At 65.4% G+C, this 11,448-nt stretch carries 11 protein-coding genes (1 of these 11 cut by a window edge); 7 read left to right on the forward strand and 4 right to left on the reverse strand.

Features of this window, described 5'->3' with window-relative positions:
- The 7 genes from ACWPW1_RS17610 to copD form a co-directional block, all read left to right on the forward strand.
- Positions 1-67 carry the end of a DUF5020 family protein gene (locus ACWPW1_RS17610; RefSeq protein WP_323149485.1) on the forward strand. Its footprint begins 731 nt before the window's first position, so the window shows 67 of its 798 coding nt (coding positions 732-798); its start codon lies off the left edge, out of view; its stop codon occupies positions 65-67.
- 121 nt (positions 68-188) lie between these two features.
- The gene (locus tag ACWPW1_RS17615; protein ID WP_059315926.1) at positions 189-845 is read left to right on the forward strand and encodes a TetR/AcrR family transcriptional regulator; all 657 of its coding nucleotides are present in this window, start codon (positions 189-191) and stop codon (positions 843-845) included.
- Positions 842-1,426, forward strand: a complete 585-nt coding sequence (locus ACWPW1_RS17620) for an IMPACT family protein (protein WP_454253562.1) — start codon at positions 842-844, stop codon at positions 1,424-1,426. The genes ACWPW1_RS17615 and ACWPW1_RS17620 overlap by 4 nt, the downstream gene beginning before the upstream one ends.
- A 195-nt stretch (positions 1,427-1,621) precedes the next feature.
- On the forward strand, positions 1,622-2,833 hold the full coding sequence (locus tag ACWPW1_RS17625; protein ID WP_454253563.1) for an ammonium transporter: 1,212 nt from the start codon (positions 1,622-1,624) through the stop codon (positions 2,831-2,833).
- A 211-nt stretch (positions 2,834-3,044) separates the two neighbouring features.
- On the forward strand, positions 3,045-4,835 hold the full coding sequence (locus ACWPW1_RS17630) for a SulP family inorganic anion transporter (RefSeq protein WP_454253564.1): 1,791 nt from the start codon (positions 3,045-3,047) through the stop codon (positions 4,833-4,835).
- 33 nt (positions 4,836-4,868) lie between these two features.
- Positions 4,869-5,240 carry a copper homeostasis periplasmic binding protein CopC gene (gene copC, locus ACWPW1_RS17635; RefSeq protein WP_454253565.1) on the forward strand — a complete coding sequence of 124 codons (372 nt, stop codon included), beginning with the start codon at positions 4,869-4,871 and terminating at the stop codon, positions 5,238-5,240.
- Between the two features lie 2 nt (positions 5,241-5,242).
- On the forward strand, positions 5,243-6,139 hold the full coding sequence (gene copD / locus ACWPW1_RS17640; RefSeq protein ID WP_454253566.1) for a copper homeostasis membrane protein CopD: 897 nt from the start codon (positions 5,243-5,245) through the stop codon (positions 6,137-6,139).
- A gap of 37 nt (positions 6,140-6,176) precedes the next feature.
- Here the strand turns inward: copD and ACWPW1_RS17645 are convergent, their stop codons facing one another.
- The 4 genes from ACWPW1_RS17645 to ACWPW1_RS17660 form a co-directional block, all read right to left on the reverse strand.
- Positions 6,177-6,782, reverse strand: coding sequence for an outer membrane protein (locus ACWPW1_RS17645; protein WP_454253567.1), 606 nt, complete (start codon positions 6,780-6,782; stop codon positions 6,177-6,179).
- 161 nt (positions 6,783-6,943) lie between these two features.
- Positions 6,944-7,954: a class 1 fructose-bisphosphatase gene (locus ACWPW1_RS17650; RefSeq protein ID WP_059315932.1), complete on the reverse strand. Its 1,011-nt coding sequence runs from the start codon at positions 7,952-7,954 to the stop codon at positions 6,944-6,946.
- Between the two features lie 164 nt (positions 7,955-8,118).
- Entirely contained in the window at positions 8,119-10,215 is a 2,097-nt protein-coding gene (glgX, locus tag ACWPW1_RS17655) for a glycogen debranching protein GlgX (RefSeq protein ID WP_454253568.1), read from the reverse strand.
- A gap of 127 nt (positions 10,216-10,342) precedes the next feature.
- On the reverse strand, positions 10,343-11,314 hold the full coding sequence (locus ACWPW1_RS17660; protein ID WP_454252870.1) for an IS110 family transposase: 972 nt from the start codon (positions 11,312-11,314) through the stop codon (positions 10,343-10,345).
- Between the last annotated feature and the right edge of the window lie 134 nt (positions 11,315-11,448).

The raw sequence follows: 11,448 nt of genomic DNA on the forward strand, positions 1-11,448 counted from the left end.
CAAGGACAGCCAGGCCTTCCATACCGACCAGAGCGTCTTCAGTTTTCTGGTCAAATACCAGTTCTGATCCAGGCGGGATGGCGGATCCGCCCAGAACGCCCCGCACGCTCTGACCCGGGACGACTTGTGTCGCGGGTCGGGGGTGCGCTATTGATGCCCGTCCGTGCCTTCAGACCTTGCAGTGGCCAATGACCCTACTCGTACCCGCGCACCATGCTGGCCAGGACAAGCCGGCCGGACGCATCCGGCAGAAGAATGAGGAGGCGATCCTGAGCGCGGCGGAGGAGGAATTCGCCCGCCATGGCTTCAGGGGCACCAGCATGAACACCATCGCGCAACGTGTCGGGCTGCCCAAGGCCAATCTCCATTACTACTTCACCAACAAGCTCGGCCTCTATATGGCGGTGCTGGGCAATATCCTCGAGCTCTGGGACAGCACCTTCAACCACCTGACCGTCGATGACGATCCGGCCGAGGCCCTTAGCCGTTATATTCGCGCCAAGCTGGAGTTCTCGCGACGCCAACCGCTGGCCTCACGGATCTTCGCCATGGAGATCATCGGCGGTGGCCACTGCCTGTACGAGTATTTCGATCAGGACTACCAGACCTGGTTTCGCAGCCGGGCGGCAGTGTTCGAGGCCTGGATCGCCGCTGGCAAGCTGGATCCGGTGGATCCGGTCCATCTGATCTTTATGCTGTGGAGCAGCACCCAGCACTATGCCGACTTCGCCAGTCAGATCTGTCAGGTGACGGGGCGTGCGCGCCTGACCCGACAGGATTTCGACGAGGCGGCCCAGACCCTCACCCATATCATCCTCAAGGGACTGGGTCTCAAGGCATCATGACTTTTACCCTGACTCAGGACGCCTCTTTCGAAGAAGAGGTACGCAAGAGCCGTTTCCTCGCCCTCGCCGCCCCAGTGGCGACTGCGGAAGCGGCCATGGCCTTCATCGAGCGCGTGAGCGTGCCGACCGCGACCCACAACTGCTGGGCCTGGAAGCTCGGCAATCAATACCGTTTCAATGACGATGGCGAGCCCGGAGGTACAGCTGGCCGGCCCATTCTGGCAGCCATCGAAGGGCAGGATTGCGACCAGGTGGTAGTGGTGGTCATCCGCTGGTACGGCGGCATCAAGCTGGGTACCGGCGGTCTGGTACGGGCCTATGGCGGTTGCGCCGCCCGCTGTCTGCAGCAGGCGGACAAACAGCCGCTAGTGGTGCGGCAGGACTATGGCTTTGCCTGCACCTATGCGGAATGGCCGCTGATCAAGGCGCGCCTGGCGGGCCTGGCGGTGCTGATGCTCGAAGAGGATTACCAGGCGTTGGAGATCGCCCTGCGGATTGCGGTGGAGCCACAGCGCCGGGATGAAGTGGCGACGCTGCTGAGCAATCTGAGCAGCGGTCGTATCGTCCTGCGCTCGCTCTAGCGGCATGACCTTTGCTGTCTGGTGGTGCACGCCCTTCCGTTTCGCACCGCCCAGGCGCATCCCTGCGCCAAATCCACGTTGCGTTTCTCCTGGCGGCAAGACTGAACCTGCCGAGAGCTGCCACGCGCCCCAAAAGCGCGCACCAAGCAGCCGCCAGGCATGTTTTTGGTGCAACCCTTTCAGACGACTGCCCTGATGAACGAATTGCCTTCTGCCGTGGCGACCCTGGTCCACAGTGCCAATACCCTCTTTCTCCTGCTCGGCGCCGTGATGGTGCTGGCCATGCACGCCGGCTTCGCCTTTCTCGAAGCCGGTACCGTGCGGCACAAGAACCAGGTGAATGCCCTGTCCAAGATCCTCGCCGACTTCGCCATTTCCACCCTGGTGTACTTCTTCGTCGGCTACTGGATCGCCTATGGCGTGACCTTCTTTGCTCCGGCCCAGGTGCTGACCGCCGACAGTGGCTATGGACTGGTGAAGTTCTTTTTCCTGGCGACCTTCGCCGCGGCCATTCCGGCAATTATCTCCGGCGGCATCGCCGAGCGGGCGCGCTTCGTGCCACAGCTGTGCGCCACCGCGCTGATCGTGGCCTTCGTCTATCCCTGCTTCGAGGGCCTGATGTGGAACAACAACCTGGGGCTGCAAGACCACTTCGAGAGCCTGTTCGGCGCACGTTTCCATGACTTCGCCGGCTCCGTGGTGGTGCATGCGGTGGGTGGCTGGCTGGGGCTGGCCGCGGTGATGTTGCTGGGCCCGCGCCAGGGCCGCTATCGCGAAGGCCGACTGGTGGCCTTTCCGCCCTCGAACATTCCCTTCCTGGCGCTGGGTTCCTGGATCCTGATCGTCGGCTGGTTCGGCTTCAACGTGATGAGCGCCCAGAGCCTGGCGGGCGTCAGCGGTCTGGTGGCGCTGAACTCGCTGATGGCCATGGTCGGCGGGACGGCTGCCGCCCTGCTGCTGGGACGCAATGACCCTGGCTTCCTGCACAACGGCCCTCTGGCCGGGCTGGTCGCCATCTGTGCCGGCTCCGATCTGATGCACCCCATCGCCGCCCTGGGGACCGGTCTGGTCGCGGGAGCCCTGTTCGTCTGGGCCTTTACCGCAGTGCAGACACGCTGGAAGCTGGACGACGTCCTGGGGGTCTGGCCGCTCCACGGCCTCTGCGGTGCCTGGGGCGGCATCGCCTGCGGCCTGTTCGGCCAGACCGCGCTTGGAGGTCTGGGCGGTGTGAGCCTGCTGGCGCAGCTGGCCGGCACCGCGCTGGGTATCACCGTTGCCCTGCTTGGTGGCCTGGCGGTGTACGGGCTGCTCAAGGCCGTGCTGGGACTGCGCCTGAGTCAGGAAGAGGAATACCAGGGCGCCGACCTGTCGATCCATCGGATCGCCGCCAACAGCCACGACGGCTAGTCGCTCAGGTTACCCACAGGGACCGTGTACAGTGATGTGGATAACCCGTGCATGAAGTCACGAGAACGCCACAGAGACCGGGCTGGCGGCGACTGGTGAAGAAATGAACACGCTACCGATGTCGTGGGGGCAACCGGAGACGGCGGGACTCAGGTAGCCCACTGGCAACCGGAATCGGTAGAGTGGGCGACCCTTCTCCCAGGAGCGCTCCATGCCCGCCCTTTCGACCCTGCTGCCCTGGCTCCGTGAGGTGGACCGCACCACCCTGAAGGCGGATCTGGGTGCGGGTCTGCTGGGGGCGGTCCTGGCACTGCCCCAGGGCGTCGCCTTTGCCACCCTGGCCGGACTGCCACCGCAATATGGCGTCTATGGCGCTGTGGTGCCCTGTATCGTCGCTGCCCTGGCGGGCTCCAGTCGCCATGTGGTGACCGGGCCAACCAATGCCAACTCCCTGGCCCTGCTGGCGGCGCTGTCGCCACTGGCGCTAGCCGGCTCTGGCCCCTATATCGATCTCGCCCTCGCGGTGACCCTGCTGGTCGGTCTGCTGCAATTGACCGTGGGCGCCCTGCGGCTCGGCGCGGTGGCCAACTTCATCTCACCCTCGGTGCTGCTCGGTTTCATGAGTGGTGCCGCCGTGCTCATCGGGCTCTATTCGCTCAAGGACCTGTTCGGGCTGTCGCCGCCGCTGGGCACCTCGGCTTTCGGCGTGCTCGGTTACGTACTCGCTCATCCCCTGGCGATCCATTGGCCCTCACTGGTGATCGGGGTGGTGACCCTGGTCGCCACCCTGCTGCTGCGCCGGCTGCGCCCGCGCTGGCCGACCATGCTGCTGGGCCTGCTGGCCGGCTGCCTGAGCGCCTGGGTGCTGGAGCGCAGCGTGCCGGGTGCGGCCCAGGGGATCGCCACGGTCGGCCGCATTCCTTCGGCGCTGCCGCCCTTCCATCTGCCCAACGTCACCCTGCAGGACCTGGGCAATCTTTCCGGGATCGCCGTGGCCCTGACGCTGGTGGCACTGGGGCAGTCGCTGTCGATCGCCAAAGCGGTGGCCCAGCGCTCCGGGCAGCGGCTGGACGTCAATCGCGAATTCCGTGGCCAGGGGGTGGCCAACCTGGTGGGCGGCTGCTTTTCAGCCTATGTCTCCTGCGGCTCGCTGAACCGCTCCATGCCCAATTTCGAAGCCGGCGCCCGCACCCCGCTGGCGGCGGTGTTCGCTGCCCTGCTGGTGGTGGCCCTGGTGGCCTTCGGGGGTGCCTTGATCGCCGCCATTCCCCTGGCAGCCATCGCCGCTACCCTGCTACTGGTGGCGCGCGGCCTGCTGGATCTGGGGCGCTGGCGCGAGGTCCTAAGGGTCAGCCGCACCGAGGCCCTGGTCGCGGGAGTGACCTTTCTGGCGACCCTGACCATTGCCCTGGACCGGGCAGTGCTGCTGGGCACCCTGGTATCCCTGGTGGCCTATCTCTATCGCACTTCGCATCCGGCTATTCGTCCTCTGGTACCGGATCCGCGCACGCCCGAGCGCCGTTTCACCCCGCTGGACGAACTGGGCCAGCCGGCGCAGGAGTGTCCGCAACTCAAGCTGGTGCGGGTGGAGGGCTCGGTATTCTTTGGCGCCGTACCCCATGTCGGGGATCAGTTGGACGGTTTTCGCAGTGCCCAACCCGGCCAGAAGCATGCCCTGTTCATGACCAAGAGCATGAACTTCATCGACCTGGCCGGTAACGACCTGTGGCGCCGCGAGTGGCGCGAGCGCCGGGCCCTGGGCGGCGATCTCTATTTCCACCGTCCTCGTACCCCAGTGCTGCAGCTGTTCGCCAAGACCGGCTTTCTCAAGGAGCTGGGCGAAGGCCATGTCTTCTCGTCCAAGGATCAGGCCTTGCGCAGCATCTATCCACGTCTGGATCCGGAGGTCTGCCGGACCTGCACCGCACGGACCTTCGTCGAGTGCGCGGCGCGTGCCGCGGAACAGGCTCCAGGCGCGGACGCCGCCCGGACGGACTGCTAAGCTGGCGGTTTCCTTCTGCCGCTGGAGATCTCCATGACCGCTGTCCTGCGTCACGCTCGTCGCCTCGCTCTGACCTGCCTGCTGCTGCCGGGGCTGGCCCTGGCCCATGGTCACCTCAAGACCGCCGAGCCTGCACCCGACAGCACCAGCCAGGCGCCGAAACAGTTGAGCCTGAGCTTTTCCGAAGGCATCGAGGCGTCCCTGAGCCAGGTGCAGCTGCAACGTCTGGATGGTCAGGCCAGCACGGCCATCACCACGGGCAAGGTCATTTCCGGCCGCGACGAACGCACCCTGGACGTTCCGCTGGAGGCGCCGCTGGCGCCGGGCCGCTACCAGGTGAAATGGCGCGTACTGGCCAAGGATGGGCACAAGACCCAGGGCGACTACCGCTTCACCGTCCAGTAACGATGGATGGCGGACTGGCAACGCCCGACGCCTGGCGTCCGCTCGCCCGTGCCCTCTTCCTGTTGCCGCTGCTGCTGGCCTGGGGCTATCTGGCGCTAGCGCTCTGGCTCGGTCGCCCTAGACTGCGCACCTGGCTGTTGGAACGCGCGCGAGCCAGCGCCCGTCTGCTGGGGGCGCTGTTGCTCCTCGGGGTACTGAGTCAGCTGCCCTTGCAGGCGGCGCTGGTGGGTGATGGCTGGGGAGATGCCTTCAACCTGCCCTTGTGGCAACTCTACCTGGGCACGGCGGCCGGCCACGGCTGGCGCTGGCAACTGCCTCTGGGCTTGTTGCTGTCTCTGTGGCTGCTAGTGGGGCCATGGGTCCGCGGCAGCCGCTGGCTGTGGGGATTCAGTGGCCTGCTGCTGGCCAGTCTGGCCCTGGGTGGCCATGCCGCCGCGACGGCCGGCTGGCTTGGCGGAGTGCATCAGCTGAATCAGGCGCTGCATCTGCTGACCACGGGTCTCTGGCTAGGCAGTCTGCCCGGGGTGCTGCTGTGTCTGCAGCGACCGCCGAGCGCCCTGCGCGATGATGTTCAGCAACTGCTGCGCAGCTACTCCCTGCCCGGTCAGATCAGCGTGGCGCTGGCGCTGCTCAGCGGTGTCTTCAACAGCCTGTTGATCCTGGGCCCGGATGGGCTGCTGCAGCTGACGCCCTACTCCGGTCTGCTGCTTGGCAAGGTGCTGGTGGTGGCGGCGATGGTTGCCCTGGCCCTGGCCAATCGTTATCTGCTGGTACCCCGCCTGAGGCGGCAGGCGCCTGCCTTGACGCTGTTGCGCCGGGCCACCGCCGCGGAGATCGTTCTGGGCGTGGTCGCCGTGGCGCTGGTGGCAACCTTCTCGGGCCTGGACCCCTACGGCTGAAGAAGACCGGGACGACCGCTGTCGACCCGGCCGCGCCTTAGAAGTAGACGTTCATACCCACATAGATTTCCTTGCTGCTGTCGAGCCGGCTGGAACCGAGCTTGGCGCCGTCCTGGTCGATGTCCGGCTTGGCGTTGCTGCGCAGATAGCGGTAGCCGGCTTCCAGGGAGGTGCGCTCATTGACCTGCTGCAGAATGCCCGCCTGGACGCCGGCCACATAGCCGGTGTCGCTCTCGTGTCCAAAACTGGAACCGTCCTGGGTGACCCGGGCGACGCCCAGGGTGCCACCGCCGAACAGCTTGGTACTGCTGCCCAGGGGGTAGAAGGCATCGTAGCTCCCCGTGAGATCCTGCTGCTTCAGCCTCAGGCCATCGCTGCTGCCGCTCGCCTGGTCGAGGGTGGCGTAGTAGCGACCGGCAGCGTTCTGCTGACCGACGCGCAGCCCCCAGGTGTTGCTGCCATCGATGGCGCCATCGGTGTCAGGGCTGTTCAGGTTGCCATCGAGGGCGTGGCTGTTGCTGAAGTTGTCGTAGCTCTTGCCATAGGTGAGGCCGGCGAAACTCTGGGTATCGGCGGCAAAAACCTGGTGGCTGGCCAGGGCCAGCAGGCCGAAGAGGACGACACGGGATTTCAGGGCGTTCATGGTGGAAAGATCCTCACACGATTCGAATACAGCCCGACCGGCTGCGCGGCCATCTTTGGCGGATGCGGATTAGCAGCGGATTAAGGGGACTGAATCGGAGCTGAACGGGTGAGGCGACAAGCGAACCGGACCGCCCGTTGCAGGCGGCCCGGCAGGAGGGATCAACGCTGACGGTGGTACTCGGTCACGCGCTGGACTTCTTCCTTGGAGCCCATGAACACGGCCACGCGCTGGTGCAGGCCGTCGGGCTGGACGTCGAGGATGCGCTGGTGACCGTTGGTGGCGGCACCACCGGCCTGCTCGACCAGCATGGACATGGGGTTGGCCTCGTACATCAGGCGCAGCTTGCCGGGCTTCTCGGGCTCACGGGCATCGCGGGGGTACATGAAGATGCCGCCGCGGGTAAGGATGCGATGGACGTCGGCCACCATGGAGGCGATCCAGCGCATGTTGTAGTTCTTGCCCAGGGGGCCTTCCTTGCCAGCCAGCAGCTCGTCCACGTAGCGCTTGACCGGGGCTTCCCAGTGACGCTGGTTGGACATGTTGATGGCGAATTCGGCGGTGGACTCGGGAATGGTGATGTCTTCGTGGGTCAGGACGAAGCTGCCCAGCTCGCGATCCAGGGTGAAGCCCTTGACGCCGTCGCCCAGGGTCAGCACCAGCATGGTCTGGGGACCGTAGATGGCGTAGCCGGCAGCGACCTGCTCGGTACCCTTCTGCATGAAGGCTTCTTCGGTCACGTCACCGGTGGTGCTGCTGACGAAGTCCTTGCGCAGGATGGAGAAGATGGTGCCGACGGAGACGTTGACGTCAATGTTGGACGAGCCGTCCAGCGGGTCGAACATCAGCAGGTAGGCACCCTTGGGGTAGTGACCGGGGATCTGGTGAACCTGATCCATTTCCTCGGAGGCCATGCCGGCCAGGGTGCCGCCCCACTCGTTGGCTTCCAGCAGGATCTCGTTGGACAGCACGTCCAGCTTCTTCTGCACCTCGCCCTGGACGTTCTCGGTGCCCATGCTGCCGAGCACGCCACCCAGCGCCCCCTTGGACACCTCGTAGCTGATGCGCTTGCACGCCCGTGCCACGACTTCGATGAGGAAGCGCAGGTCGGCCGGGGTCTTGTGGCTGCGGGTCTGCTCGATGAGGTAACGACTGAGGGATATCCGGGACATCGCGGTGCTCCTTGTAATGATGGGCGCGAGTGTAGCGCCAAAGCTCAAGCTCCGTCTCAAGCAGAGCGGACCGACAGGCCGGGTCTGCCAGCCAGTGCCGATTTGCTGCTTCCTCGACCAGGTGAGAAAGCGATCAGCGCTGACGACCGACCGGGAACGGGCGCCTAGGGCGCGTCCGGGGTCTCCACGGCCAGCAGTACGCCTCGGCCAACACGGAGGTTTTCGGCGCTGGGATAGACTGCCGAGTCCGGTTCCAGTTCAGGCCGACGGCTGTCCAGCTGTATCACCCAGTGATGTCCGTCACGTGACGGGGGCAGACGCAGCTCGATCTCCTCCCGGCGTGGCTGGAAGGCCAGCCAGATTCGCGCCGCGTCGGGCTGATCCTCGCCATCGAGGGATTCCAGGGTGAGCGCGAGTGGCAAGCGGCCCCCGGCTTGCCAGCGGCCGTCGTCCATCGACACGCCATCGGCATCGAGCCATTCGATCCTCACCCAGCCACGGGAATCGGGGCGACCCAGCAGCCGCTGTGCCTGCAAGGCCGGCAGTTCCTGGCGTAGCGCCATGAGGCGGCCGACGAAGGCGCTCTGCCGTTGCCCGGCGGGGCTGGCGGCCTGCCGCCAATCCAGCCAGGACAGTTCGTTGTCCTGCACGTAGGCGTTGTTGTTGCCCTGCTGGGTACGACCGAATTCGTCGCCAGCGGTGAGCATGGGTTCACCCCCGGCGAGGATCAGGGTCGCCAGCAGGGCGCGCTGATCGGCGGCACGGGCCTCTTGGATAGTGGGATCGTCGCTCGGGCCCTCCGCGCCGTTGTTCCAGCTCTTGTTGTCGGTGGTGCCGTCGCGATTGTCTTCGCCGTTGGCGTCGTTGTGCTTTTCGGCGTAGCTGACCAGGTCGGCGAGCGTGAAACCGTCGTGGGCGGTGATGAAGTTGACGCTGGTGCGCAGCGGGCGATCGCCCGTGCCGAACAGATCGGCACTGCCAGCCAGGCGGGTCGCCAGGGCGCCACGCAGCCCCTCGTCGCCGCGCCAGAAGCGGCGGACGTCGTCACGAAAGGCGTCGTTCCATTCTTGCCAGGGCGCGCGGAAGGCACCGACCTGATGACCACCGGGGCCGATGTCCCAGGGCTCGGCCACCAACCGCACCTGGCGCAGGACCGGATCCTGGGCCAGCGCCTGGAGCAGTGGTGCGTCACGATCGAAACCGCTTTCCAGGCGCCCCAGCGCCGGCGCGAGGTCGAAGCGGAAGCCGTCGACGCCGGCGGCGGTGACCCAGTGGCGCAGGCTGTCCAGGGACAGGCGCAGCGCCGGCGGGCTGTAGAGTGCCAGGCAGTTGCCGCAACCCATGTCGTTGATATAGCGGGCCGGATCGTCTGGCTGCAGGCGGTAGTAGCCGGCGTTGTCCAGGCCACGGAGGTTGAAGGTCGGGCCCAGTTCGTCGCCTTCGCCGGTATGGTTGAAGACCACGTCGAGCAGCACCTCGAAGCCGGCCGCCTGCAGGGTGGCCACGGTCTCGCGCAATTCGCCCAGGGCATCGCGCCCGGCCAGGCGAGGATCGACGGCGGCCATGACCACCGGGTTGTAGCCCCAGTAGTTGGCCAGCCCCAGGGCCGGCAGATGGCGGTCGTCAGCCCAGGCGGCGATGGGCAGCAGTTCCAGGGTGGTGACGCCGAGACCCTGCCAATGCTCGATCAGCGCAGGATGCCGCAACGCCGCCAGGGTGCCGCGCTGGCGGGCTGGGACCTTTGGATGCAATTTGGTCTGGCCGCGGACGTGCAGCTCGTAGATCAGTCCGGCGTCGCGACGCTTGGGTGCGGGCGTCAGGGCGTCGAGCGAAGGCAGGACGATGGCCTTGGGGACATGGGCGCCGCTGTCGCGCTCGTCCGGGCGGTTGGGGTCTTCGGGGTGGAAGCCATAGGTACTGGGGTGCAGCTGGAACGGCCGGTCCACCGCCAGGGCCCAGGGATCCACCAGCAATTTTTGGGCATTGAATCTGAGCCCATCCTGGGGCCGATAGGCGCCCTGGGCGCGCAACCCATATCTTAGGCCTGGCTTGGCGCCAGGTAGAAAACCATGCCAGACGCCGCCCTCATGTTCGCGAAAGGCCAGGCGCTGGGTCTCGGCCTCACCCTTGGCATCGTAGAGGCAGAGTTCGACGGCTTCGGCGGCAGGGGACCAGACGGCGAAGTTGATCCCGCCGTCGACGACGGTGGCACCGTAATGGGCGGGATTGCCCGCTTCGAGGCGGGTGAAGGTACGGGGCATGAGGGCTCCAGATGAACGCTTGCGAGGCGGAGGCTGCAAGGATGTAGACGTCGTGGAAGGCGGGGGTTCTCAACCGGGGGTAGTTGATCGCGGCCATGGCCGGCCCCCGTAGATACCGTCTTCCACCTCAGTGTGCAATTGCCAATGCAGGATCGAAAGGCTTGCCCGATTTGAGCACGCCATAGGCGATGCTCAGCAGCTTGCGCATGGCGGCGCAGACGGTTTGTTTCCCTTTTTTGCCCTTGGCTTTCAGGCGCTCGGCTTGCGCCTTGATCGCGGGGTTATGGGTCAACGCCACGACGGCAGGCAGGTACAGCGCGGTGCGCAAGCGGGCTGATCCCGTACGCGAGATACAGGTACGGCCACGATAGGTGCCAGACTCCTGCAAGCGTGGATCCAGACCCGCAAAGGCAGTGACGGCGCGGGCATGAGTGAAGCGACCGATATCGCCCAGCTCAGCTAGGATCAGGGCTGCGGTCTTGTCGGCGATGCCGTCTATGCTCACCAGCAGATCACGTTTGCCGCGCAGGTCCGGATCATCGTCGATGTGCCGTTTGATCTGCTCTAGCGTCCAGGCAATCTGTTCATCGAGCCGCTGCAGGACTGCTCGGATCGAGTCCTGGACGTTTTCCGGGCTGACCTCGAGTCGGTTGAGCTCCATCTGCCGCAGCGATCGAAGATCTTCCAAGCGTCGGGTCAGCGCGCGGAGTTGGCGCAAGGGCAGAGGCTCAGGTTGCCAGGCCCGTAGTCGATCCAGATGCAGCTGGCCATAGGTGGCAATCAGCTTGGCATCGAGCTTGTCTGTCTTGCTGCGCTGCAGCTGACTTTGTGCATAGCGGGCAACCTGCGCAGGGTTGAGTATGGCGATCCGATAGCCCAAGGCATGAAAGTGCTCGGCAAGGGCTTCGTGGTAGATGCCGGTCGCCTCCATCACGATCCAGGCGTCCGGTTCGGCATGCCGCTGCAGCCAGTCGGCAAAGACCGCGAAGCCTGCCTTGTCGTTAGCCAGTTTGCCCTTGGTTCGATACTTGCCGTTGGGTTGCAGCATCGCCAGATCAAAGGTGCGCTTGGCGATATCGATGCCCACTACCACTGCCATGAGATCTCCTCCACGAAGGTGTCTTGATGATCACGTCATCCTGTCCAACCTTGCGTAATACGAGCTCTTGTGGCTCCAGATACCGTTCGGACTTAATGGATGAGTGTGGAGGAGGCAGCCCAATCTACGTTGCA

The sequence above is a fragment of the Pseudomonas sp. Marseille-Q7302 genome, from assembly GCF_965111925.1.

Coding starts and splice junctions, on each gene's coding strand:
- glgX (WP_454253568.1), bottom strand. CDS start 10,215: ATGCCCCGTACCTTCACCCGCCTCGAAGCGGGCAATCCCGCCCATTAC.
- ACWPW1_RS17630 (WP_454253564.1), top strand. CDS start 3,045: ATGCCCGCCCTTTCGACCCTGCTGCCCTGGCTCCGTGAGGTGGACCGC.
- ACWPW1_RS17625 (WP_454253563.1), top strand. CDS start 1,622: ATGAACGAATTGCCTTCTGCCGTGGCGACCCTGGTCCACAGTGCCAAT.
- ACWPW1_RS17660 (WP_454252870.1), bottom strand. CDS start 11,314: ATGGCAGTGGTAGTGGGCATCGATATCGCCAAGCGCACCTTTGATCTG.
- ACWPW1_RS17650 (WP_059315932.1), bottom strand. CDS start 7,954: ATGTCCCGGATATCCCTCAGTCGTTACCTCATCGAGCAGACCCGCAGC.
- copD (WP_454253566.1), top strand. CDS start 5,243: ATGGATGGCGGACTGGCAACGCCCGACGCCTGGCGTCCGCTCGCCCGT.
- ACWPW1_RS17620 (WP_454253562.1), top strand. CDS start 842: ATGACTTTTACCCTGACTCAGGACGCCTCTTTCGAAGAAGAGGTACGC.
- copC (WP_454253565.1), top strand. CDS start 4,869: ATGACCGCTGTCCTGCGTCACGCTCGTCGCCTCGCTCTGACCTGCCTG.
- ACWPW1_RS17615 (WP_059315926.1), top strand. CDS start 189: ATGACCCTACTCGTACCCGCGCACCATGCTGGCCAGGACAAGCCGGCC.
- ACWPW1_RS17645 (WP_454253567.1), bottom strand. CDS start 6,782: ATGAACGCCCTGAAATCCCGTGTCGTCCTCTTCGGCCTGCTGGCCCTG.